The sequence below is a fragment of the Campylobacter fetus subsp. fetus genome (assembly GCF_900475935.1).
Classification (GTDB): domain Bacteria; phylum Campylobacterota; class Campylobacteria; order Campylobacterales; family Campylobacteraceae; genus Campylobacter; species Campylobacter fetus.
Genome location: NZ_LS483431.1, coordinates 455,636 through 480,881, shown reverse-complemented (window position 1 = coordinate 480,881; position 25,246 = coordinate 455,636). Strand labels below are relative to the sequence as shown.

18 protein-coding genes and 1 other RNA gene are annotated in these 25,246 nt (G+C 34.7%); 10 read left to right on the top strand and 9 right to left on the bottom strand.

The genetic code is table 11. The features are described 5' to 3' along the window. Positions 1 to 152: 152 nt before the first annotated feature. On the top strand, positions 153 to 557 hold the full coding sequence (ybeY, locus tag DQN38_RS02425) for an rRNA maturation RNase YbeY (RefSeq protein ID WP_002848706.1): 405 nt from the start codon (positions 153 to 155) through the stop codon (positions 555 to 557). 1 nt (position 558) lies between these two features. On the opposite strand, the gene DQN38_RS02420 is transcribed toward ybeY, so the two are convergent. The 8 genes from DQN38_RS02420 to panB are packed head-to-tail and all read right to left on the bottom strand — an operon-like array spanning position 559 to position 7,029. Further along, entirely contained in the window at positions 559 to 1,095 is a 537-nt protein-coding gene (locus DQN38_RS02420; protein WP_011731836.1) for a hypothetical protein, read from the bottom strand. Beyond that, positions 1,092 to 2,006 carry an MlaD family protein gene (locus DQN38_RS02415; protein WP_002848704.1) on the bottom strand — a complete coding sequence of 305 codons (915 nt, stop codon included), beginning with the start codon at positions 2,004 to 2,006 and terminating at the stop codon, positions 1,092 to 1,094. Before DQN38_RS02415 ends, DQN38_RS02420 begins: the two co-directional genes overlap by 4 nt. Beyond that, positions 1,996 to 2,736, bottom strand: coding sequence for an ABC transporter ATP-binding protein (locus DQN38_RS02410; RefSeq protein WP_011731835.1), 741 nt, complete (start codon positions 2,734 to 2,736; stop codon positions 1,996 to 1,998). The genes DQN38_RS02415 and DQN38_RS02410 overlap by 11 nt, the downstream gene beginning before the upstream one ends. Beyond that, complete coding sequence (locus DQN38_RS02405) at positions 2,733 to 3,806, bottom strand: MlaE family ABC transporter permease (RefSeq protein WP_041738323.1); 1,074 nt, start codon at positions 3,804 to 3,806, stop codon at positions 2,733 to 2,735. Before DQN38_RS02405 ends, DQN38_RS02410 begins: the two co-directional genes overlap by 4 nt. Further along, positions 3,803 to 4,906: an AI-2E family transporter gene (locus DQN38_RS02400; RefSeq protein ID WP_011731834.1), complete on the bottom strand. Its 1,104-nt coding sequence runs from the start codon at positions 4,904 to 4,906 to the stop codon at positions 3,803 to 3,805. Before DQN38_RS02400 ends, DQN38_RS02405 begins: the two co-directional genes overlap by 4 nt. Further along, the gene (gene ruvB / locus DQN38_RS02395; RefSeq protein ID WP_011731833.1) at positions 4,899 to 5,930 is read right to left on the bottom strand and encodes a Holliday junction branch migration DNA helicase RuvB; all 1,032 of its coding nucleotides are present in this window, start codon (positions 5,928 to 5,930) and stop codon (positions 4,899 to 4,901) included. Before ruvB ends, DQN38_RS02400 begins: the two co-directional genes overlap by 8 nt. 9 nt (positions 5,931 to 5,939) lie before the next feature. Continuing rightward, positions 5,940 to 6,251 carry a rhodanese-like domain-containing protein gene (locus DQN38_RS02390; protein ID WP_002848697.1) on the bottom strand — a complete coding sequence of 104 codons (312 nt, stop codon included), beginning with the start codon at positions 6,249 to 6,251 and terminating at the stop codon, positions 5,940 to 5,942. Continuing rightward, a complete protein-coding gene (gene panB, locus DQN38_RS02385) occupies positions 6,235 to 7,029 on the bottom strand; it encodes a 3-methyl-2-oxobutanoate hydroxymethyltransferase (protein ID WP_002848696.1) in 795 nt (264 codons plus the stop codon). The genes DQN38_RS02390 and panB overlap by 17 nt, the downstream gene beginning before the upstream one ends. 86 nt (positions 7,030 to 7,115) lie before the next feature. Here panB and DQN38_RS02380 point away from each other — a divergent pair, with 86 nt between their 5' ends. Together DQN38_RS02380 and ssrA are read left to right on the top strand one after the other, a co-directional pair. Further along, positions 7,116 to 7,532 (top strand): hypothetical protein, encoded by a 417-nt coding sequence (locus DQN38_RS02380; protein WP_002848695.1) that lies wholly within the window; start codon positions 7,116 to 7,118, stop codon positions 7,530 to 7,532. A gap of 36 nt (positions 7,533 to 7,568) precedes the next feature. After that, positions 7,569 to 7,929: a transfer-messenger RNA gene (ssrA, locus tag DQN38_RS02375) on the top strand. Positions 7,930 to 8,036: 107 nt separating this feature from the next. Here ssrA and DQN38_RS02370 read toward each other — a convergent pair. Continuing rightward, on the bottom strand, positions 8,037 to 11,903 hold the full coding sequence (locus tag DQN38_RS02370) for an autotransporter outer membrane beta-barrel domain-containing protein (protein WP_065844149.1): 3,867 nt from the start codon (positions 11,901 to 11,903) through the stop codon (positions 8,037 to 8,039). Between the two features lie 241 nt (positions 11,904 to 12,144). Between DQN38_RS02370 and DQN38_RS02365 the strand changes: the two genes are divergently transcribed. The 7 genes from DQN38_RS02365 to DQN38_RS02335 all read left to right on the top strand — a co-directional run bounded on the left by DQN38_RS02365 (position 12,145) and on the right by DQN38_RS02335 (position 25,245). Beyond that, complete coding sequence (locus tag DQN38_RS02365; RefSeq protein WP_111738160.1) at positions 12,145 to 14,904, top strand: S-layer protein; 2,760 nt, start codon at positions 12,145 to 12,147, stop codon at positions 14,902 to 14,904. A gap of 245 nt (positions 14,905 to 15,149) precedes the next feature. After that, a complete protein-coding gene (locus tag DQN38_RS02360; protein ID WP_010398813.1) occupies positions 15,150 to 15,398 on the top strand; it encodes a hypothetical protein in 249 nt (82 codons plus the stop codon). After that, positions 15,391 to 15,663: a type II toxin-antitoxin system RelE/ParE family toxin gene (locus DQN38_RS02355; RefSeq protein ID WP_010398810.1), complete on the top strand. Its 273-nt coding sequence runs from the start codon at positions 15,391 to 15,393 to the stop codon at positions 15,661 to 15,663. Before DQN38_RS02360 ends, DQN38_RS02355 begins: the two co-directional genes overlap by 8 nt. A 224-nt stretch (positions 15,664 to 15,887) precedes the next feature. Continuing rightward, positions 15,888 to 18,302, top strand: coding sequence for a hypothetical protein (locus DQN38_RS02350; RefSeq protein ID WP_111738159.1), 2,415 nt, complete (start codon positions 15,888 to 15,890; stop codon positions 18,300 to 18,302). A 187-nt stretch (positions 18,303 to 18,489) separates the two neighbouring features. Next, positions 18,490 to 19,515: a PDDEXK nuclease domain-containing protein gene (locus DQN38_RS02345; protein ID WP_038452972.1), complete on the top strand. Its 1,026-nt coding sequence runs from the start codon at positions 18,490 to 18,492 to the stop codon at positions 19,513 to 19,515. Positions 19,516 to 19,859: 344 nt separating this feature from the next. Continuing rightward, positions 19,860 to 23,627 carry a cell surface protein gene (locus tag DQN38_RS02340; RefSeq protein WP_111738158.1) on the top strand — a complete coding sequence of 1,256 codons (3,768 nt, stop codon included), beginning with the start codon at positions 19,860 to 19,862 and terminating at the stop codon, positions 23,625 to 23,627. A gap of 229 nt (positions 23,628 to 23,856) precedes the next feature. Continuing rightward, positions 23,857 to 25,245, top strand: a complete 1,389-nt coding sequence (locus DQN38_RS02335) for an ATP-binding protein (protein ID WP_111738157.1) — start codon at positions 23,857 to 23,859, stop codon at positions 25,243 to 25,245. Position 25,246 lies beyond the last annotated feature (1 nt).

The window sequence follows — 25,246 nt, the reverse complement described above, 5'->3', positions numbered from 1 at the left end:
TTTAAAATTTAATAATCATATATTTCAATTTAAATTCCAAATCTCTCATTTTAATTTCTAAAATTCAAAAATTGCAGATTAAAGATAAAAAATTAAGCTTTTTTTAACACAGATTTTGGGATTATTTATTATTTTAAATTTGAAAGGCGAAAATGATAATTTGCAATGATAGCTATCCTTCTGTTTTAGATAAGATAGCCGATATGCTCACAAAAGCCGAAGTCGAGCTTGTATTTGTAAGCAATGAAGAGATGAGAGAGATAAATAGAGATAAAAGAGGTATGGACAAAACTACAGATGTTCTTAGCTTCCCGCTTACTTACGTACCTCATTTCCCTATAGGTTCTATAGTTATAAATACAGATCTAGCTTCTAGCAAGGCTCTTGAGTTAGGTCACAGCACAGATGATGAAATAGCACTTCTTTTTACTCACGGACTACTTCATATACTAGGATTCGATCATGAAAACGACGATGGAGAAATGAGGCGCAAAGAGATAAGTATAATGGAGCATATGGGCTTACCAAAGAGCCTCATCGTAAGAAACGGCTGCTAGCTTATAGCATTTCATTTAAAATAGAGTGCAAATCCCCAAAAACAGTCTCTAAAGAGGCGTTTAAAGCTTCTGCTACGCTACTTGTCGTAGTAGTTTTTGCGCTTAGGATTTTGTTTAAAATGATTTTATCTTTATCTGTGAGTTTGGCTAGAATTTCTATATAAGCAGTGTTTTGCGTAACACCGATATCAAGAAGAGTGATTTCTAAGCTTACTTGAGCATCGCTACGCTCTTTAATATGGCAATTTTGATCTAAATACAAAATAAGTGCTTTGTAAATCATATCGCTCGGATATGCTATGAATTTAACATTTTGTAAGTAACTCAGCTCAAGACCGTCTTTATAAATGATGTTTCTGGTTTGATAAGGGCTTAAGGATTTTATCTTTTGGACGTGAATAAATACGTCGCTTCTTCTGTCGCACCTGTTGAGTTCTTTTTTTGGAGTGCTTAACTCATAATATGTTGTTTGAGGGCTTTGTTTCGCTAAACAGCCGCTCAATAAAATCGATATAAAAATTGCAAAAACGTATTTCATTTCTTATCTCCTGAAGTATCTTTAAAGAAAAATTCATAAGGGTTGTCTTCTAGTCTAAAAAGCGTGTTTTTAAGCTCCATAATAAGGGAGTCTAGCTGCAAAAGAGTATCGTTTGTAGCGCTGAGAGTCGGAGTTAAAAAAGACTTAAAATCGTATTCACCGCTTGATAACTTGCTCATTAGTAGAGTTTGAGTATCTTCAAAACTCTTTGCGCTTTTTTTAGCTATGTTTAAAAAATCGGCTGCATTTTTGTTTAATTCTTCAAATTTAATAGCCGATACTCTATTTGAGATAGCAACAGAGTTTTCTAAAAGCTTGTTTATATTGTTTGAGTTTTGCTCATTAGAGACTTTTGCTAGGTTTGATAAAATAGTGTTTAAAGAAGCGATGGAGTTGCTTAAGTTATTTAAATTTTCATCAGAAAGTGCACGATCAATCTTTGATAAACTAGCGTCTATACGACTTCCTAAATTTATGGCGCTATCGCCTATTTTGGCTAGTAGGCCTTGTCCCATTTTGATACTAGGTTTATCGTTTGGCGAAAATACTTCCGCGCTATCGCTACCTTTACTTATATTTATATAAGCTATACCGCTGATTCCTTGGACTTCTACTACTGCAACGCTATCTCGTTTGATAGGAAGATCTTTTTTGAGACTCATTTTTATCTCTATGGTGGCTGATTTTGGATCGCTGAAATATATATCTTTGACGATACCGGCAGGCACACCTATAAAACGTACTTGAGAGTCATTTTTTATACCGTTTGGAAGCTCTTTTGTTTCTATGTAATAGTAACGAGTTTCTCCTTCATTGCCTTTGATATTCATATATAATACGAAAAATGTAAGCATAGCCAAAACTATACAAAAAAATAGTCCAGCTATAAAATATGAGTTTTTATTTTCCATTTAAACTCCTCATAGTAAATAATTCCCTAAGTGGATTTTCTTTGTATTCTAAAGCACCTTTTAAATCGCCCTCATAAGCGATTTTGTGATTGTCTATTATAAGAAATCTATCTAAAATGCCAAATATAGAATCTATATCGTGAGTAACCATTACGACAGTAATCCCTAAACTATCTCTAATGGTGCATATAAGCTTATCAAGCGCTCTTGAGCTCATAGGATCAAGACCAGAGTTCGGCTCATCTAAAAATAGTACTTTTGGGCTTAGAGCAAGGGAACGAGCTAAGGCTACGCGCTTTTTCATTCCACCGCTAAGCTCGCTTGGATACAAGCTCATAGCTTCTTTTGAAAGACCTACTTTTATGAGCCACATTTTGGCTATTTCATTGATATCTTGCTCGTCATAATCGCTATATTCTTTTAGCAATATACCGATGTTATCAAGTACGTTCATACCGCTGTAAAGTGCGCCGAACTGAAACATAACGCCCATTTTCAGTCTAAGCTCATCTCTGGTTTGTAAATTTGCTTGCCAAAGGTTTTGATTATCCCAAAAAATATCCCCGCTAGTAGGTTCTTTCAGATAGATAAGAGTTTTTAAAAGCGTTGTTTTACCGCTACCGCTACCGCCTAAAAGTCCGTAAATTTCGCCATCATTTATCTGAAAGCTAACATGATCGTGCATAATTCTTTCTCCATAAGCAGTGCATAAATCTATAGCTTTTATCAAATTTTTAGCTCCGTATATATAATAGAAAAAATAGCATCTAAAGCAATAATCCAAAATATCGCATTTACCACGCTTCTTGTAGTAAGCTCACCTACGCTGTTTGTGCTTCCGCTAACCTCGAATCCTCTTTTGCATCCTATCAGAGCTATAACCGCTCCAAAAAACGGAGCTTTAAATAATCCCACCCAAAAATGCCTAAGAGCGATACTAGATCTAAATCTTTCTAAATAGTCTGAAAAACTAAGATCAAGATACCAATTACAAACCATCATTTGTCCAAAAATACTTACCGCGTTTGCTAAAAATACTATAAAAGGCATAGCCAAAATAAGAGCCAAAACACGCGGCATAACGATAAATCTAAACGGCTCAAAACCCATAGTTTTCATGGCTTCTAACTCATCTGTTATTTTCATAACTCCGATCTGAGCCGTGTAACTAGAAGCTGATCGTCCAGCTACTACGATAGCTGCTATAAGAGGTCCTACTTCACGAAGCGTCATAATACCCATTATATCAACCACGTATATACTAGCGCCGAAGTTTTCAAGCATTGTTGCGCCTTGATAAGCAAGCACGATACCAATAAGAAAGCTAGTAAGACAGACTATGAAAACAGCACTTATCCCTGCACTATAAAAGTGGTTTGAAAGCTCTTTAAATCTTACGGTAAACGGGTTTAATAATGATTTTGTAAGATTAAATAAAAACTCACCTAGAAATATGCAAAAAGAGACTAGTTCGTTTTTTAAATTTATGATGTTTTTGCCTATTTGCTCGATTAAATTTGATTTTTTAAATTTAATAATTTGTAGATTTAAAATATATTTGTCGCTTACTAGAGCGAATATTTTATCGAATTTATCGTTTGAGTTAATGAGTTTTGGACAGTTGTAGTGTTTAGCAAAAAAAGTAGCAGCGCTATAGTCTATGCGGATTAGATTTTTCAGATCTAGAGTGTCTACTTTGAGACTTCTAAGCTCTTTTAAGCTCTTTTTATCCATAGTATAATCAAATTCCCCATCTAGTTTTAAAACCGCATTATCTAAAGTAAAGTTGTACTTTTTCACTCTTTTGCCTTTGAGTCTAAGTCGCTGCTTTTTAACATAGCATAAACTCTAAGCGTTGCCGATAAAAGAGTAACTATAGCCGGTCCAAGAACAATTCCCCAAAATCCAAAACTCGAAAGACCTGCCAACATAGAGAAAAATATTAATAATTCATTCATTTTGGCCGGTGTTTTAAGAAGCTTTTCATTTATAAATTTAATAACAAGCGGCTTTACGAAGTTATCTGCTAAAGTGGATATAACAACAATGGAATATACTAAAATTATTATAGCCGCTTTAGTGTCTCCAAGAGAAAACTCAAACACGCTAAGAGGAATATAAACTAAAGCGCCTCCTACTACGGGAATAAGCGAACTAAATGCAAACAGTACGCCAAAAAGCAGTCCGTCAAAACCGTAAAAACTAGCTATAATAGCAAATAAAAAGCCTTGCAAAATCATATTTGCTATAGTAGAGTAAAACACAACGCTCATGGTATTTGCAACTTCTGAAAATATGGCTTCTAACTCGTATTTTGCTATAGGAGAAACTTTTTTGATATAGCTTTTAAAAAAGTTTGCGTAAAAGTGTGAAAAAAATAGAAAAAGCATGATAAAGCTGATATCTATAAGAAAATTAGCACTTTTTTCCAAACTTCCTTTTGCATAGCTAAGAACTTTTCTAATCAAAGTGGGCAGATCGATACCGGCTATCAATTCTTTTATTTTAGGCTCTAAAAATGAGAGAGCTTGAGGCAATTTCAAATCAAAATTTTTTATATAATCAATGGTGTGAGATATGCTTTTAATGTCGAAATTCGCAGCGTTTTTTACTATCTCTATAACGGCGTATATGAGCGGCAAGAAAAATACTGTACATAAAAATAGCGTAGTAATGGCGGCTGAAAGTGCGGCTTTGCCGTTTGTAAAACGTAAAAATGCGTTTTGTATGTTTGAAGTAGCAACTGCTAAAAGCACTCCGATACTAATAGTAAGAAGATATGATTGAAATAAAAATAGTACCCAACAAAGCAAAAAAAGTATGAAAAAACCAAAAAATAGACGATTTGTAGGATGCCGACTTTGAGAATTTAGGTTGTTTTTAAAATTTAAATCATTCATTGAACAGACCTTTATTTTGTTTTTCTTCGGTTATATGCATAGGCGGAGTTATACCAAAAACGCTATAGCTTTTAAAGCTTAGTATACGACCTTTTGCGGTTCTTTCTATATATCCGTTTGATAACAAATAAGGCTCTATAACATCTTCTACGGTGCCCTCATCCTCGCTCAAAGCAGCAGCTATAGTTGAAAGGCCAAGAGCTCTTTTAGACCCTACTAATATATCTAAATACTTTAAATCCATCTCATCAAAACCAAGATCATTTACTCCAAGACTATCAAGAGAACTTTTAGCCCTATCTTTGCTGATACTGTTTTCATCACTGACTTCAGCAAAATCCCTAATACGTTTAAGTAGTCTTAAAGCTATACGAGGGGTTCCACGGCTGCGTTTTGCTATCTCTAAGCTAGCTTCTTTAGTGCTATTTTTACCTAGTTTAGAAGCAGCTATAGAGATAATACGAGCTAATTCGTTATCGGTGTAAAATTGCAGCCTAAACTGCATACCAAATCTATCTCTAAGAGGAGCCGAGATCATGCCTGCTCTTGTAGTGGCTCCTATAAGAGTAAATTTAGGAATATCAATTTTTATAGTTTGAGCTGCAGGTCCAGAACCTATAATGATATCAAGTCTGAAATCTTCCATAGCAGAGTATAACACCTCTTCTATGGCAGGACTTAAGCGGTGAATTTCATCGATAAATAGCACATCGCCTTCTTCTAAATTCGTGAGGATAGCAGCCAAATCTCCGCTTTTTTCTATCATCGGAGCGGAGCTGATCTTGATATTTGCTCCCATTTCGTTTGCTATAATATGAGCAAGAGTAGTCTTTCCAAGTCCAGGAGGCCCATAAAATAGTACGTGATCTAAGCTTTCAAGGCGCTTTTTAGCGGCTTTTATGAATACTTTTAAATTTGATTTGATTTTTTCTTGACCTATATACTCTTCAAAAGTCAATGGTCTTAAAGTTACTTCATATTCGCTTTCAAAGCTGACTTTTTCTATCTCGACTATCCTATCCAATTCTTATCCTTAAAGTGCAAACTTTTCAAATTTAGCACCCATTTTTTCGTAGTAATAAGCGCCGCCTTTTATCTCTTTAACATTTTTAAAACCATTGTTTTGCAGTAGTTTTAAAGCAGCTTTTGATCTTTTGGCGGTCGCACACATAAGATAAAACTCATCGTCTTTTTTAAAATGCTGCTCCACCAAGCGTACAAACATAGGATTTATCTTTCCGCTTGCATTTTCATAAGTAATGAGTTTTGAACCCTCTAAAATTCCGTACTCCATCCATTCGCTAGGAAGTCTTATATCTACTATATTTTCATTTGGTATATTCATACTGACTACTTGGGAATTTGCTATTTTTTACTTCGTCCGCATACTCTTTTAGAGCATTTTTTATAAGAGTCGCACCTTCTAAATACCTTTTTACAAATTTTGGTTTAAATTCATCAAAAAAGCCAAACGCATCGCTCCATACCAAAACTTGTCCATCACAAGAAGCACCGCTTCCTATTCCTATAGTCGGCACTTTTAATTTTTGAGAAATTTCGCTCGCAACACTACTTACGATTCCTTCTAGCAAAAACAAGCTAGCTCCCGCAGACTCCAAAACGATAGCGTCTTCTAATATGCTTTTTGCGCTTAGCTCGTCTTTGCCTTTTATCTTGTATCCACCTTCAAAACGTGACATTTGAGGTTTTAAACCGATGTGAGACATAACAATTATGCCATTTTGGCTAAGAAGTTTGATGGTGTCCGCCATCTCTTTCGTGCCTTCTATTTTTACAGCGTCACAGCCTGTTTTTTTATAGATTTTTATAGCATTTTTTAGTGCTATTTGCGGCGTGCAAGCCGAGCCAAAGGGCATATCTACAACTAAAAATGCTTTTTTAGCACCATTTTGCACAGCTTTCGTATGATAGATCATATCATCAACGCTTAGTCCTATAGTTTCATTTTTACCACCAAAACTCATATTTAAACTATCGCCGACCAAAATCATATCCACATAATCATCAAAAAGCCCTGCAAACAGAGCATCATAAGCAGTTATCATAACAATCTTTTCTCTGTTTTTCATCATAAACAGATCGTTTATGGTTACTTTTTTCAATATTTTTCCTTATTTTTCTCATTTTTTTGTCTGATTTTATCTAAAATTTGCTACAATTTGTCTGAATATAAGTAGGAAATATAAAAATGGGATTACTAAAACAGCTAGAAATCGAATACGAACTTGATATCATAGATGAGTTCTTAACTCATTTTGGCATAATGAACGGTCTGCTTGACGGGTTGATTATAAATTTAGGCAACAAAGATAAATTTGATGCAAGCGCGAATGAACTTGGAAGGATATTTCACAATATTAAATCCGCATGTGAGTACTTAAAGCTAGACGCGATCATAAAACTAACTTCAATAGCAGAAGACATAGTATCTGAACTAAAAAGTCATAAAAATACCGGAACTATAGCGTCAAATGAAGCGATAGACTGGCTTTTAGAAGTTTCTAGTCAGCTTGAATTATATAGGCAAGATTTGGAAAATGATGAGATTTATTTTCACATTTTACGTCCTAGTATAATTAATATTCCTACAAATTTATTTGCTTGACAATAAATTAAATTTTATGTATAATCGCCAACTTATGGGGGTGACTTGGCTTCGACAGGAGTAGTGGAGTCACGGCGGCATGCAGCTTTGGGCAAAGCTTAAAAAGCCCAAAATAAAATTAAACGCAAACAACGTTAAATTCGCTCCTGCTTACGCTAAAGCTGCGTAAGTCCAGTTGAGCCCTGCGAAACTTCAATGCTATCTAGAAGCTTTAGCGGGTAATTTTTGATAGCTTAGATTAAAGAATTGACGAATCTATAATTGAAATTTAGTCTTAGCTTAGCTAAACGCTTTGGGAAGTGAGCGAAGCTAAGTGAAACTCTCACTTCTGCTAAGCATGTAGAGGCTATGAATCTATTATTTTTGGACTGCAGTTCGATCCTGCACACCTCCACCATTAAATTATTAACTTATTTTATTAAATTTAAATAAACATCATACATTTAAAGCAGACCGATACATCATCAATCTGCTATCATTAAATTTATAAATTACAACATTAAATTAAAATTTATATCGAGCTTTTAAGCCGCCCGAGATACCGCTTTTTACTCCGGTAAATAGCTGTAAATTAAAATTTGCATTGAACGCTTTATAGTTTGTAGGAGTTATACTAGCTCCGATCTCAAGCATAGCACTATCTCCGGAAGCTCCGGGAGCATCTATATTTGCATTTGCTACTATGCTATATGTTTTTTGTTTGCCGTCAAATTCTCTCTCATAAGCAGCTCCGCCATATAGATTAGTACTGTCGTTTAACTCATAGTTATATCTAGCGCCTAAACTTAGTCTTATAGACTTAGCAGTATCAAACTCAAACCCTTCATCTCTTATATACACTGCTTTGCTTCCTTGCTCGGAATAAAGAATCTTTGAGTATAAATCAATAATATTTATATCATTTATATTAAAAATCCTGCCAAGCCCTATATGTCCTCCAAAGTAGTTTCTACCCATATCAAATGACGCTACCCCATTAAAGTCGTTACTAACATAATTACTTTTTACTTTACCTCCTCTAAGCGATCCATCTAAATAGAAGTTATTTGCTAATTTAGTATTTAGTAAAACTCCGATACCAAAGTAATTAGTATCACCGCTTCCTTTTATGCTATTGGTATTTGGAATACTATTAGGAGCAAAGTCGTTATAGCTATTATAATTTGCATTTCCTGCTTCCATAAATATACCGTACGTAAAAGACTCTATCTCTTTAGAAACACCAACTATAAGCGAGAAACCATTTATATCTATATGAGATCCCGTTTTATAACGAAAGCGACCATTGCTAAGTGCGGCAAATGAGTTTGAACTGCTAGCTTGACTAACCATATTTTTTATACCTTCATTTGATGCTAGATCACCTGCTTGATTTGTAGATACTATAGATGCAACGCCTGATTCTAAGAAAGATTTCATTCCTGGATTTGGCTCTTTTTTTCCTAATACAAACTTACTATTACCGACTGAAGTATAAGTAATGATTTGAGAAACTCCAAATAGAGTCTTTTTAGGTTCGCTAACAAGAACTACCGGAGCAGGAATAATGGGAGCAGGAATAACAGGATCTATAATTGGAGTAACAATAGGAACTACCGGAGCAGGAATTACTGGAATGGGAACAGGAATTACTGGAATGGGAGCAGGAATTACTGGAATGGGAGCAGGAATAACAGGAACAGGCTGAGGGGCTGGAATAGGAATAGGAATAATAGAGTTTGCATCATCTCCACCTGTTATCTTTGCATCATCAAACCCTCCTATAAGAGTTATTGTATCTCCTTCATTTAAATTTAGATTATTTGCGTTAAATTGAGGTGTGATTATTAAGTCGCTTAAATCCATATCTTCACCTAAAATTAATATATAATCATTTGTAGTCATATCTCTTGGAATATTCAGATTTAAATTTGAAAAGTTTTTTATAGATTTTATTTTTAAATTTAATGAATCTTGAGTAGCTAGAGTGTTTCCTGATTTATAATCAGAAGGAGGATCATTTAAAGGTTGGATATCTGCCGGATCTGCAAGTGCCCTCCTAACTCTTTTGGGTGCTAAATTTTGCTCTATGGGGGGGGGTGCAGCTATCTTCCCATCGGCGCCGTATAAAGTAGCATTTGATAGATCCGGACTACCTGAGATGATGATTTTATTTCCAGTAGAACTACCGCCGCCACTGCTATATCCTCCATAAATATTTCCTACTATTGTTCCGCCCGATATTGCTACTACATTCTTAGAAGCTACTTTTGCGTATCCTCCATAAATATTTCCCGTGATTGTTCCATTAGATATATTAACCGAGTTTTCAGTAGAATTACCATTTAGTGATTTACCGCCGTATATATTACTAGTAACTGTTCCGCCAGATATCGTAACTGAGTTTTTAGATACCGTTGTTCCATATCCACCGTAAATTTCTCCCGATATTTTTCCGTTAGAGATTTCTATTCTATTTTCAGATGCACTTATACCTTCACCGCCATAGATTTTATCGGTAATTGAAGTGTTATCTCCAGATATAGTAACCGAGTTTTTATTGGCATTGCCGTTTGTGGATTTACCGCCGTATATACTATTAGTAACCTTTCCACCAGATATTGTAACTGAGTTTTCAATAGCATTTGCATTTGTGCCTTGTCCGCCTATAATGATAGCAGAAGTATCTGTAGATACTATTACGGAATTCTTGGTTGCAGAACCGCTATATGACTTACCTCCGATAATATAATTTTCAACTACTCCGCCAGATACATTTACGTAGTTTTGAGATGCAACAACACCAGAGTTTCCACCAGTAACGCTTTGGATAGTACCGCCGGTAATATTAATCGTATTTAAGTTGGTATGGTCTTGAGCATGACCGCCTACAATATTGTTTATATTGCCCCCGTTAGAGATTTGAATTGAATTTTCATTAGCGTCTTTAGCTGAATGACCTCCGTAGATATTAGTAACTTGCAATGTTCCACCAGAGATTGTGATCGAGTTTTTATTAGCTATACTATTATTGCTTATAGATTTTCCTCCATAGATATCTGCAATATTGGCCGTACCTTCTGTGATAGTTACTTTATTCTCGTTAGCAGATTTATTTGCATTACCACCATAGATTGTGCTAGAAGTAACCTTTCCACCAGATATTGTAACTTGGTTATTTGTTGCATTAGTAGCACTTCCGCCGCCTATAATAGGAACGTTGATAGTGCCTCCAGATATAATAACTAAATTTTCAGAAGCGACTTGAGAGCTTCCGCCACCTATGATTTCTACGGCTTTTATTTTGCTATTGTCTTGTATATATACTTTGTTTCTATTAGACTGATGATAACCGTCGCCCCCTTTGATATATATTTTTGTACTTGATGCCGAACCGCTTCCATCCCAATTTATCTTTGTGTTGCCTTTTATAGTGACGACATTATCTGTTGTGGCATCTTTGCTTAAACCTCCAAAGATATCAATGATCGGATTCTTAAGACTAGAATGTGTTGCTATAGTAACGTTTGTTAAATTTACCATATTGCCGATCGCTTCAGCGCTACCATAATCAAAGTTCCAAAATACGCTTGCCTCGCCTCCTATGATATGGGTGTGATGTTGCAATTTATTACCAAATCGAAGCCCGGCAGTTAATTTAGCATCCGTTATAATTACGCTATTGTTTGATGATATTGCTTTTCCATTGTTTTTATTTGGTGCTTCAACAAATCCTCCTGCTATTTTAAATTGATGCTGATTATCACTTGTAGCAGTTAATTCTATATCTTTTTTTATCTCTACCTTATTACTAGTAGCAGTACTTTTAGACTGTCCTCCATAAATATTGCTTTTTAAATGCTGGGCTATATACCCTTGTTCATATCCTCCATAAAATACGGTTTTATTATCTATTAATACCGTATTGTTCTTAGACTCGCTTGTCGTAGCATATCCTCCTATAAGCTCTGCATTTTTCATTCCACCAGCAATTGTAGTAACGGAATTAGTATTGCTACTTTTTATCTCAACTTTGTTATTTGATGAGGAGATGCCTTTACCACCTATAACTTTTCCACCGTTTTTTTGACTGTTCGGATAACGATTGCCTATAAAAGTACCGGGATCTACATTAATAGTATTTGATTTAGTTTCCTCACTATCACTATACCCACCATATATTTCTGCTCCTTGTTGCTCATTTCCTGAAATCGTGACATTATTATTGGATTGATCTGTTGGTTTATATGTATTACCTTGTCCTTTGGATATCGCATTCCCATTATTATTTACATTAAGCTCGGCTACGGAAGAAATAGGTATGCATAACAACAGTGTTGATAAGGTAATCTTTGCACCGACAATGGTTGTGATTGGAATCTGAATTTTCATTTGTATGCCTTTTTAAGATTTACTAGATTAAAAATCTACAGCCATCATAGCTAAATTTAACATAAAATTCAAATATTTTTATAATTATCTTTTAAATTTTAAATAAATCTGTGTAAAAAGTGTCATACTTTCCTTTTCTCAAACCAAATACTCTTTGATACCTTGTAAGTATAATAATAAAGTATAAGACTAGTTAGTGTTTGTTTGTCTGGATTTTATTTTATTTTATTAAGGAGTTCGTATGATTTCAAAATCAGAAGTTTCAGAGCTATTTATAGTTCTTTTTGGAAGACCTACAGAGGGTGAAGGTAATACTTATTGGGTAAATGAGAGTAGTGCTAATGGATGGGGTATGATTGAGACATCTAATGCTATACTTAATTTAGATATTACTAAGAGTTTTCTTGGCGAGACTTTAAATAATAATGAGTCGTTTGTAAAGCATTTATTTAAGAATGCTGTTAATTTAACTGAGTTTGTTAGTGATGAGCAAAAAGCTGGTCTTAAGTATTGGGTTGATCTTTTAGATAATGGTACAGTAAGTAAGGCTGATTTAGTAGGACACTTCGTGAATGCTGCTAAAGATCCTAGTAATGCTGGGGCTAATCAAGATCTATTTAATAATAAGGTAATTGTTAGTAATTATGTTGCTGATACTATAGCTAAACTTCCACTTGATGGTCTTACTCCTGATCAACAAAATGCTTTAATACAAAAGACTGTTGATATAATTAATAATGTTACTAGTAATAGTAGTAGTGTTGAGAGTGCTAAGGGTGAGGTTGATGCTTTGAAGAGTGAGCTACCTAATCCGGGTAGTACTTATGATCTTACAGAGGGTAATGATAATTTAAAGGGTACTGATTTAGACGATACTTTTAATGGGACTGTTTATTTGGGAACAGGTATTAATAAATCGACATTGACCGCGTTTGACACCGTAGACGGCGCAGCGGGCAACGACACTATAAATATATCATTTGGTCTAAATAGCAACTCGAACGTGACCGATCTAAAAACTAGCGATTTAAACTCAGCTCTTCTTGGCGTAACTAATGTTGAGAAATTAAATATTATATCTGAGGTTAAAGCTGCAGACGGCGGCGGTCTTACTATAAACGGATATAAGAGTGTTTCGTTAAATATAGTCGGTGAGACTAAGATAGCAGATACTGACGCTACTAAGCTTGATATAAAAGCTAGCGGTAATGTAACCGTGACTAAAGCCGAGGCCGTGAAAGACCTAAGCATAAATGCAGCAAACAGTGAAGTAAGCATAGCGGCAAACGCAACTAAAGCCTTAGAAAACCTAACTATAAAAAATGCTAGTAAGCTAACGGCTACAAATGCATTCGATGGAGATACTTTAAAGAGCGTAACTTTAAGTAATGTAACTTTAGGCGATACTAACGCTGCTGCCGCATTTGATTTCAAAGGCGTATCTACTTTAAATTTTGATAATGTCGTATCGGCTCAAACTGCAGATAGTAAAATAGCTCACATTACATCTAGTGCTGAGACTTTAAATTTAAACTTAAGCGGAAAAACTGCTACTGTTGCTTTGGCAACTAATAGCGTAACTAAAGTAGCAAATATAAATGCAAACGCAGATGTTAACGCCTTCTTAATTACTAAAGCTAACGGTGAAATGAATCCAGGTCATGCTGATTTACAAAACGATTCATTTACTACGTTTATCGTAAAAGGTAATGGTAAGGAGCTTACTTTAAATGCCGGAGATCTTGATTTGGTAAAAGATATAGATACTACAGGATTTAGCGGAAATGCCAAAGTGAGTTTCGGAGACACTGACTCAGTCGATGGATCACAACTTAGCGTTAAAACAGGCGCAGGAAATGATACTTTAAATTTAGAAGCTAAAAAGCTAAAAGCAGGATCGCTGATAGATGGCGGTGAAGGAAATGATACAATTATCATGAAAGCTAGCGCATTAGCCGATGCTGCTACTTTAGGTATGATTAAAAATATAGAAAACGTGACTGTCAGCGATGCTTTAAGCGCAAATACAGACGTAAGCGCGAGCTCATTTGTGAATATTGGGTTATTGGCTGATAATACAGGTGGTGGAAACGATGTAGTATTGACTATAAATAAAGATCAAATAGTAGATATACAAACTGCTAAACTAGCTGAAAACAAGAAAGTTACAATTAAATTAAATGATGCAACCGGAGCTGATGATACTGTAAATATAGTTCTTAATGCTAAAGCTATTATAGGCGCAGATAAGAGCGTTACCGTAGGTGCAAATGATGCGGCTAAAGCATTGATTATTAATAAAGATATAGAAACAGTTAATATAACTTCGGTGACTAAGGATAGTACTACTGACAACAAGTTATATATGAAAGTAGCAGAAGGAGCAGAAGGAGCTAATAAGGTAATTATTACCGGAGATGCCGCTACAACTCTTGCTGCTGGTGGCGTAGCCGCATCTGATCTTAAAACAATAAAAGATTTAGACGCTAGCGCATTGACAGGTAAGCTTACATTCGATGCAAGTGTAAATAAATTAGCTAGCGGAGCTACGATTAAAGGCGGTAGTGGAGATGATAGTATAACAGTAGGATATGATACTCAAGTTGTAACTTTAGGCGCAGGCGATGATACAGTCGTTCTTAAAGCCGGCAATGCGGATATAGCTAAATATTCTACCATAACTGACTTTAGCAAAGGTGACAAAATAGATATATCTCAGCTTAAAGCTAATACAAAAAATGCTGCAACAAGTATATCTAAAGCTGACGAATTAGCCTCTACAGCTACATTTAAAGAGCAAGTTGAAGCTATATTAAAATCTGATGGCTCAAACACAGCAGTAGCCAAATACTTCCAATTCGGAGGCGATACATATATAGTAGTGGACACTGCAAATGCTGCAACAAGTACTATCACAGCGGATACTGATGGCATAATTAAGCTTGCTGGATTTACAGGAGATTTAACCATAGACGGTAGCAGTATAATTACAGTAGCCTAGTTCAGATAAAGAAGTCGTTGCAATTAAATTTAGCACAACTTAAATAGCTATATTTTTACAGCGATGGCATATTGACTTCTTTAGACCAAACCTTAATAAATAGTAGATAGTTTTTTTGCTAAAAGGAGCTTTGCATATAGCATGGCTCCTTAATTTTCCAACCGATACCTTTTTAAATTTAATAACTACGAATTACATAACTTTTATAATTTTTAGGTATAATGAACAAAAATCAAGGAGACAAAATGACCGTAAGACTAGAACTACAAAACGTAAAAGAAGAGATCTTAGAAGCCATAAAAAGCATAGTAAAACTCAGTCCGAACACTAAAATGAAAGTAGTGGAGCTCGATGAAAACGGCTACGATAAAAAGTATGTAAAAGATATACTATCGACATCAAACGAGCTAGATCATGCGATAAAAAACGGTAAAGCAAAAACATTTAAAAACGCTAAAGAAATGTTTCAAGATATAGGAGTGAAAGTTGGCTAAATTTGAGCTTTTATACACAAGTAAATTTAAAAAATCCGTTAAAAAGCTAAACAAAGAAGATATAAAAGCCGTAATAGAGATCTTAGACAAGTTATGCGAAGATGAACCGTTGGACTTAAAATACTGCGATCACCCTTTACAAGGAGCCTTAAAAGGTTTTCGAGACTGCCATATTAGACCCGATTTGGTTTTAATTTACGAAAAAAGATATGATATGTTGATACTAAAAGCAATAGATATAGGCTCTCACGCAAAAGTTTTTTAACCCACTCTCCTAGGCATCACAATACCACTTTAATTATCAAAAAATTATCCATAGTTTAACTTTGTAGTTTATTAATACTCCTCTTTTTCATTCCACCATTATAATTTAAAATAATACCTTATTTAACCAAATACTCTTTGATACCTTGTAAGTATAATAATAAAGTATAAGACTAGTTAGTGTTTGTTTGTCTGGATTTTATTTTATTTTATTAAGGAGTTCGTATGATTTCAAAATCAGAAGTTTCAGAGCTATTTATAGTTCTTTTTGGAAGACCTACAGAGGGTGAAGGTAATACTTATTGGGTAAATGAGAGTAGTGCTAATGGATGGGGTATGATTGAGACATCTAATGCTATACTTAATTTAGATATTACTAAGAGTTTTCTTGGCGAGACTTTAAATAATAATGAGTCGTTTGTAAAGCATTTATTTAAGAATGCTGTTAATTTAACTGAGTTTGTTAGTGATGAGCAAAAAGCTGGTCTTAAGTATTGGGTTGATCTTTTAGATAATGGTACAGTAAGTAAGGCTGATTTAGTAGGACACTTCGTGAATGCTGCTAAAGATCCTAGTAATGCTGGGGCTAATCAAGATCTATTTAATAATAAGGTAATTGTTAGTAATTATGTTGCTGATACTATAGCTAAACTTCCACTTGATGGTCTTACTCCTGATCAACAAAATGCTTTAATACAAAAGACTGTTGATATAATTAATAATGTTACTAGTAATAGTAGTAGTGTTGAGAGTGCTAAGGGTGAGGTTGATGGGTTAAAAGAGGCACTTGATAATCCTGCTATAGACATAGAAAAAACTCAAGCATTTACTACTGGCGCGGATAAACTTATCGGAACTAGCGGTGATGATATATTTTTAGGTAACAAAGATACAATTCAACCGGGCGATATAGTAGACGGCGGTGCTGGTAATGATACATTAAAAGCTTTTGGAGGAGCTACTTTACAAGGCGTTATCGTGCAAAACGTAGAGAACGTAGAAGTATACAACTCTACATCAGAGGATGTTATAGATACTACTACTATAACAGGTCTTGAGAAGCTTAGCTTGATTAGATCAGAAGTTAAAAACAACGCTATAGCAGGTGCTAGTATAAGTAATGGTCAAACCATATCTTACTCTGAAGTAGTAGGAACCGCAGCTAACGGTGAAGCTACCGCGACTATAACTTCAGGTAACGCAAAATCTATAAATTTAGAGCTAAACGCCACTAAAAACTATATAACAACAGTAGTTCTATCTGACGCTTTAGAGACATTAAATTTAACTACAACAGGTAAAGTTACTATGGCAAAAGCTACTACCGATAGCTTGAATGCGGCTGGTTTGACAACTTTAAATTTGAAATCTACAGGCACTTTGGCATTAAATCTTGGTAACACTGCAAATAACGCAGACGCGCTAAAAACTATCGATGCTAGCACAAGCACAGCAAATATCACACTAAATTTAGTTGATACGCATCTAAAAGCGCTAGAAAGCATTAAGCTTGGAAGCGGAAACGATAAAGTAAATGCTATCGCAGGCGTTACTATAGACGGCGGCGCGGGTAATGATACTTTAGTTTTAAAAGACGCTTTATTGTTAAATGAAAAAGATCTTTCTACATTTACAAATTTTGAAGGCGTTATAGTAGAAGCAGCTATCTCGTCTGGAAAAGTGGATTTAGGTAAGTTGGGATTTAGTAGTTTGGGGCTAAAAGATAGTGTAAGTTCTACTGCTGTTATCACTGTAGATAGCGGAACTACTATATCGTTTCTAGCTGATGGAAAAGAGATATACGATGGCGGACTTTTAGTAAAAGGAGCAGCTGCAGCTGCAGATACTACGCTTAACATCGCTTTAGACGGTTCAGAGCTAACCAATGCTAAGCTAGACGCGACTATAGCAGGTATCAAAGATGTAAATATAATAAATTTGAACTCTATAGATAGCGGAGATAAAGCTAATACCGGAAACAAGCTAACTATAAGCAAATTAGAATATACGGATGATACCGATAGCAAAAAAGCAGGAACAGTTATAAACATCACAGGAAACGACAAAACTGAGCTAGTATTAGCTGCTACTTCTAAAGACGTTGTAACAAAAGTAGATGCAGGCGCTCTTGATGGCGGTTTAAAAATAGATCTTTCAACAAACGGTTTAAAAAACGGCGCTACGTTGATCGGCGGTAAAGGTGATGATGTAATCACTATAAAAGACACCGCCAAAAATAATATCATTATCGATCTAAGTGCAGGCGGAAGCGATACTGTTAAAGTATCAGATGATAGCGGACTTAAAAACTCTTACTCTGTAGTAAATGGGTTTGGTAAAGATGATAAGATTGAAATTACTGTAGCTCATGCAATAAATGCAGCTATAACAAAACTAGATAATATCAAAGATACATCTAGTTTTTCAGATATATTAGATCTAGCTGCGGCCGGCAGCAATGCTGAGACAAACGCTATTCTTAAGTATTTCCATTTTGACGGAGATACATATATAGTAGCAGATAATAAAAATGCTACTACATTCCAAGATACGGGAGACACACTTATAAAGTTAGCCGGCATACATGAGCTTACATCTAATGCTAGTACTACTACTGCGACTATTACTATTGCAGAGTAAAAAAGGGTTGAAATCTTAATAAACTAATTAACATCTATGCTAAGATAGTTTTTTTGCTGGGGAGTCTGGAAACAGGCTCCTTTTATGTATATTTATAAGATATTTTAATGTAAAATCAATCATTGCTTAGACGATCTTTATAAAAAAACTGTATAATAATCCACAAATTCAGCCGGAAAGACTAAATTTGAACGTAGAAAAAACTTATATAAACAAAGCTGTAGAGCATATATCAAATTTGATAACCGCTAGTCAAAGTAACGCCTATAAAGCCGTAAATCAAGAAGTTATCAAAGCTTACTGGGAGATCGGTAAATACCTCCAAATAGAAATTTTAGATAGTGACAAAAGCGCTACACTCAATTCATTGCTAACTGAAATTTCAAACAATTTAAAAACTAAATTCGGCAGAGGTTTTGACAAATCTCAAATTTCAAGAATGATAAAATTTTATAATTGTTTTAGTGATTTTAGCTTTGTTGCGACAGTGTCGCAACGACTCGGATGGTCTCATTTCGTCGAAATACTTCCAATGGAACATGTGCAAAGAGAGTTTTACATTACCATGTGTGCAAATGAAGGCTGGAGTGTTAGAACACTAAGAGAGCGCGTAAAATCAATGCTTTTTGAGAGAACTGCAATATCAAATAAACCTGAATTAACCATAAAAAATGACCTTGAACTACTAAGAAATAAAAATCAAATGAGCGAAAATTTAGCTTTTAGAGATCCTTATGTGCTTGATTTTTTGGGGCTTAGCGATACATATAGTGAAAAAGAGTTGGAGAGCGCGATACTTGTTGAGCTGCAAAAATTTATAACCGAACTTGGGAGCGACTTTGCATTTATAGCAAGACAAAAACGCATCACAATCGATGCTCAAGACTACTATATCGATCTTTTGTTTTACCATAGAAAACTCAGATCGCTTGTTGCCATAGAGTTGAAATTAGGCAAATTTGAAGCAGGTTATAAAGGACAAATGGAGCTGTATCTAAGGTGGTTGGAACGTTATGAGATGCTAAAAGACGAAAATCCACCGATAGGATTAATACTATGCTCCGATAAAAACAACGAACACATCGAACTTTTACAATTAGATAAATCGAATATAAAAGTAGCGAAATATATGACTAAACTACCGCAAAAAGAGCTTTTGGAAGCTAAGTTAAAAGAGAGTATAAAAGCAGCTAAAGAGAAATTAAGAAAATAAAACGGCTGATAATTAGAAGTCAACGAAACAACAAATTTGGCTTTATAGTTTAAATTCAAAACAATCTCTTAATAATCTCTTTTAATGTTTATCGTCTTATATATTTATCAATTTGTTTTATCAATGATTAATTTATCAATTTATTTAACCCATTTATCCTTTTATATAATTCTTTTAATCATCTAATTATATTAATACTCCTCTTTTTCATTCCACCATTATAATTTAAAATAATACCTTATTTAACCAAATACTCTTTGATACCTTGTAAGTATAATAATAAAGTATAAGACTAGTTAGTGTTTGTTTGTCTGGATTTTATTTTATTTTATTAAGGAGTTCGTATGATTTCAAAATCAGAAGTTTCAGAGCTATTTATAGTTCTTTTTGGAAGACCTACAGAGGGTGAAGGTAATACTTATTGGGTAAATGAGAGTAGTGCTAATGGATGGGGTATGATTGAGACATCTAATGCTATACTTAATTTAGATATTACTAAGAGTTTTCTTGGCGAGACTTTAAATAATAATGAGTCGTTTGTAAAGCATTTATTTAAGAATGCTGTTAATTTAACTGAGTTTGTTAGTGATGAGCAAAAAGCTGGTCTTAAGTATTGGGTTGATCTTTTAGATAATGGTACAGTAAGTAAGGCTGATTTAGTAGGACACTTCGTGAATGCTGCTAAAGATCCTAGTAATGCTGGGGCTAATCAAGATCTATTTAATAATAAGGTAATTGTTAGTAATTATGTTGCTGATACTATAGCTAAACTTCCACTTGATGGTCTTACTCCTGATCAACAAAATGCTTTAATACAAAAGACTGTTGATATAATTAATAATGTTACTAGTAATAGTAGTAGTGTTGAGAGTGCTAAGGGTGAGGTTGATGGGTTAAAAGAGAGTATAGATGAGGCTGGTTTAAATAAGATAGCTCTTACTACTGAGAATGATACTATTACTGGTACTGAGGGTGGAGATCTTATTAGTGGGGTGGTAGGTACTGCTGCTGAGAGTACTTTAAATCCTGGGGATAAGATAGATGGTGGTGCTGGTAATGATGTGCTTAAGGTAGATTTGAAGAATAACTTCAAAGGCCTAAAAGATGACGGCTACATCAAAAATATAGAAAAACTATCTTTAACTAATAGTAGTGTTTCAAACAGAACATTCGACGCTAAAGGTATAGATGGATTGCAAACAGTTGCGTTAAGTGGCGAAAAAGGAATTAGCGTTACTAATCTTGCTAATATAGTAGATGTTGAGCTTACTAACCTAAAAGCTGATAAATTCAATGTAGATTCTATATATGCGGATAAAGTGCTTGATGGTTCAGCTGATGTGCAAAATTTAAAAGTAAATGGTGTTGGTGCTAAAGGTGCTAGCGTAGCAATAACTGCCGATAAGATAGAAACTCTAAATTTAAATACTACAGGAAGCCAAAGCTTTGTAAGTGCTGATGTGGCAAGTATATCTGTAAAAGGAAACGCAAATCTATCTTTAGCAACAGGAGCAAAAACTACTACTTTAGATGCTTCTAGCTTCGGTGGAGCTTTGGATGCAGATTTAAGCACATCAGCTAGTGTTACTAGTATTAAAGGTGGAAATGGTAATGATAAGATAACTATAGGAACAGATGTAGCTAATGTTAATGTAGATGGCGGAGCGGGGAATGATGAGTTGGTTATCAAAGGCTCTGGCACTTTAAAACCTACAGTAGCAAACGTAGAAAAAGTTACGTTAGACGCAACTGGAGATCTAACTCTAGCTATGAACAACGCAAAAGACGTAAGCGAGCTAAATATCAAAGGAGATACGGGTGGAGTAATTGTATTAAATAGTAACATATCTTCACTTAACTTCTTATCAACTGCTGAAGGTACAAATGCAGTAACTATAGATAGCGAAAACTTAGCTACTATAAATTATAAAGCAGGTACCGATGCAAAAGCTGCAGCTGAAGCAAGCGGTAAAGTAAATGCTAGCGAAGCTACAAATCTTACTATAAATTTAGAAGCCAACACAAAAACAACAAATACGAATGCAGAAGTTATCGCAGAAAAAGCCACAAGTATAACATTAAACGTGGCTGAAGTAAAAGAGGCTCAAGCCATAAGCATAGCTGCTCCAGAAGCTGTCTCATTAAGCATAAATAACAAATCAGCGGCCGGGCTTCAAACAAATTTAGACGGAACAGATAATATAGTAGAAAATCTTACTATATCTACTGATGGAGCATTCAAATTTGTAGCAAATAATCATTTTGAAAAAGCAAACGTAGTAACTTTAAGCGGAGACAATGCCAAATCGGCCATGACTCTAGGCAACATAGGAAGCAATGGAGCTGAACATGATATTCAAATCACAGCTAGCGGACTAAAAAGCGGATTGACTGTAGGAAGCGTATTAGCTGTTGCACGCTATATTAAAGAAAACAATGTAAACGTAGATGTTAGTGGAGTTACGGGAAGGGTTGCTTTAGGAAATATGTCAGGAAGTAACGTATCTGTAAATGCAAACTCTAGCGCTTCACTAAAATTAGGAAATATCGATGTCATAAGGACCGCGACCGTGAATGCAGGTGCCATCGATGGAGCAGTAGATATAGGAGATGTTTATGCAAAAACCGCAAACATAGATCTATCAAAAACACTTGGCAACGTATATGTAAATAATATAACAGCAGACACAATCAGCTATAATGGTTCAACACTAAAATCAAACGGACATCATGGCGAACTAAATCTTGCTTCTGCTAAGGGCAAAGCATTCACAGCTGTAGTAAACGGCAGTTTAACTAATGATCACATAATAGTTAAAGCTTCTGATGCTACTGAAAGTATAAAAGTATCGGGAAATCTAGATATAGGCAATGATATGGCAACTATACGCTCAGGCAAAAAAACAAATAGTATAAATATTAGCGAATTAAAAGCTACAAATTTATTTGAAACTATATATTTAGATAACACAACAGAGTCTAACGTAGCCGTAAAACTAGGTAATTTTATTTCTAATGTAGTTTGGAAATTAGATTCATCTTTAACAACTGCTAAACTAAGCGGCGATATGGGTACAGGATCACAAAATACCGTAATAATAGATACCAGTAAAGCTAAATATCTTACAGCTATAGATATCAGTGAGCTTGCGGGGGAATTCAATTCTATAATTATGATGGCGGGTGCCAACACTGAAATTACCGAAGTAAAAGGTAGTGAAAAAGGTAATGATATACTATATTTTAATGTAATTAATTCTGGAGCGGACTTTATTAAGCTTACAGATATAGATCATAATATAGATAAGATAGCCATAGGAGGAACTCACTCAGTTACCGTAGCTTACGCAGCTATAGCAGATAAAACAGTAGATATGACAAATACAGATTTGCTAATGTTACCGCATATAGAGCAGTCGGAGATAGTTCCGCATAATAACACACTCAGTATAATTGCGGGTGATACTTACTCATCTATAAATTTATCTCATATATACGGACAAACTACCGATCAAGTAATAACTACGCTTAACACTGCTACTAAAACCGTTACATTAGGAAACCAAGTACTTGTCGATGGTACGGGCAACAAAGTAACCGATATCATAAAAGCAGATGCCGGCAAAGGTATGGTTACTATAAACGGTTTTGATAAAACAGCTGATAAGATCAATTTTACTACAGCCGTTACCGATAAAGGTGGTTTAACAACAGCTACAGTAGTTACCGGCGTCAAGAGTAGCGATGACACAAACGACGTGCATATAAAAGTTGCCGCTGGCGCAACAGGCGTGGTTTCGTTCTTTAAAGGAAAGTCTGGTGCTGAAGCAGATAGCAATTTCGTTGCTACGGACGCAAATATCTTAAATATAGCAAAAGCTTTAAATAGTGCACAAGATATCACAACAAAAGATGCAACAAAAACAGCGCCTAACGGTGTTTATATAGTAAATGTTGCGACTGATGGTTATAGAGAAGCATATTCTTATATCATTAACATTGGTGCTACTAATGCCGATACCGATGATACTATAATTAAGATAGCAGGCGTCGCTGATATAGCTATAGCTCAGGTGACACAAACAGGAAGAGCACTAAGCGAACAAGCTTAATTTCTAAATTAAGCTCCTTAATAGATAGTATATGGTTTTTTGCTAAAAGAAGTCGGAAAATCCGACTTCTTGAGTTATTTTTTAAATTTAATTAAATTTCGTTAATTAAATTTAGCGGTTCTATTTTTTTAAATTTACCAATTATCTATTTTATTTTAAATTTAAACTACAAATAAGCATAAACTATGTATTATACTACTTAAAAATATAAAATATCAGGCAGTATAATATGCAAAATATCATTATAAACCAAAACAAACATTGGAGCGAACCCTACAAAAATCTATATGATAGGCAAGTAATGCCTAAGCTTATAAACTCTCTTAAACTCAGGCATATTATGGTTTTGCAAGGTATAAGGCGTAGCGGAAAATCCACTGTATTTAAACTTCTAATAAATCATTTGAGTAAGAGCGTAGATAGCAAGGAAATACTGTATATCAATCTCGACGATCCGTTTTTTAGCACAAAAAGTAAAGATGCTAGAGTCATAAACGATATAGTAAGTCTTTCGCAAAGGCTTACAAATAAACGCGTAAAATATCTATTTTTAGATGAAATAAGCGCGGTAAATAACTGGGAAAAATATGTAAAAAGTGCGTACGATTCTGAATTGTTCGATAAAATTTTTATAACAGGTTCAAACTCGGCACTTTTAAATACACAATACGCTACGCTTCTGAGCGGACGCTACTTAAGCACGCAAATTTATCCGCTTAGTTTTAAAGAAATTTTAAAAATTAATAATATAAACGACTATTTCGAGCTTATAAAAGAAAAAAATCATGTTTTAAATTTAGTACAAGATATGGCGAAATTCGGATCATTTGTCGAAGTGTATGAGAGCAACAGTGAATTTAAACGCGATATTATAAGTAGTTATTATGATGCTATTTTACTTAAAGATTGCGTGGCAAATAATCAGATAAGAGATATAGCTGGATTTAGAGAACTTGGATTTTATTCGCTTACTAATTTTGGAGCTTTGTATTCGTATAATTCGCTTTCAAATGCAGTAAAACTCAATCCAAAAAGCGTTCAAGAGTATATAGGGTATTTGCAAGAGTGCTATCTTTGTGACGAACTAAAGATGTTTTCGTACTCACTCAAAGAGCAGATGAATAATAAGAAAAAGTTATATTTGTGTGATAACGGCTTTCTGAGTTTAGCATTTAGTTTTAGCGATAACAAAGGACGAGCTTTAGAAAATTTAGTATTTTGTGAGTTGAAAAAACTAGGTTTTGAGCTATTTTTTTACAAAACTAATGACAGTGAATGCGATTTTATCGCAAGAAAAAATGACAAAAGCATAGCGTTACAAGTCTGCTATGAGCTAAATGAAAAAAATATAAAAAGAGAGATAGCTGGTTTAAATAAACTTCCCTTTGGCGTGAATGAAAAATATCTGATAACATTTGATGATAGATGGGAAACTGAATTATCGCAGTTCAATCTGCGTGATTTGGGGCTAAATTTGGATAATTATAAGCATCGGGATTTTTCGGGCGGCGATGAAAATAGCGAGACGAGAGAGAAATCCAATGAGAAAAAGCTAAAAATTATGCCGTTTTATGAGTTTTTCAGCGAATTTAACGAAACAACAAATTTGGCTTTATAGT

Excerpts from the sequence above, each read along its gene's own strand:
- DQN38_RS02350 (WP_111738159.1), top strand. The coding sequence starts at position 15,888 with ATGATTTCAAAATCAGAAGTTTCAGAGCTATTTATAGTTCTTTTTGGA.
- DQN38_RS02390 (WP_002848697.1), bottom strand. The coding sequence starts at position 6,251 with ATGAATATACCAAATGAAAATATAGTAGATATAAGACTTCCTAGCGAA.
- DQN38_RS02370 (WP_065844149.1), bottom strand. The coding sequence starts at position 11,903 with ATGAAAATTCAGATTCCAATCACAACCATTGTCGGTGCAAAGATTACC.
- DQN38_RS02365 (WP_111738160.1), top strand. The coding sequence starts at position 12,145 with ATGATTTCAAAATCAGAAGTTTCAGAGCTATTTATAGTTCTTTTTGGA.
- DQN38_RS02360 (WP_010398813.1), top strand. The coding sequence starts at position 15,150 with ATGACCGTAAGACTAGAACTACAAAACGTAAAAGAAGAGATCTTAGAA.
- DQN38_RS02335 (WP_111738157.1), top strand. The coding sequence starts at position 23,857 with ATGCAAAATATCATTATAAACCAAAACAAACATTGGAGCGAACCCTAC.
- DQN38_RS02340 (WP_111738158.1), top strand. The coding sequence starts at position 19,860 with ATGATTTCAAAATCAGAAGTTTCAGAGCTATTTATAGTTCTTTTTGGA.
- ybeY (WP_002848706.1), top strand. The coding sequence starts at position 153 with ATGATAATTTGCAATGATAGCTATCCTTCTGTTTTAGATAAGATAGCC.
- DQN38_RS02420 (WP_011731836.1), bottom strand. The coding sequence starts at position 1,095 with ATGAAATACGTTTTTGCAATTTTTATATCGATTTTATTGAGCGGCTGT.
- DQN38_RS02415 (WP_002848704.1), bottom strand. The coding sequence starts at position 2,006 with ATGGAAAATAAAAACTCATATTTTATAGCTGGACTATTTTTTTGTATA.
- DQN38_RS02380 (WP_002848695.1), top strand. The coding sequence starts at position 7,116 with ATGGGATTACTAAAACAGCTAGAAATCGAATACGAACTTGATATCATA.
- DQN38_RS02400 (WP_011731834.1), bottom strand. The coding sequence starts at position 4,906 with ATGAATGATTTAAATTTTAAAAACAACCTAAATTCTCAAAGTCGGCAT.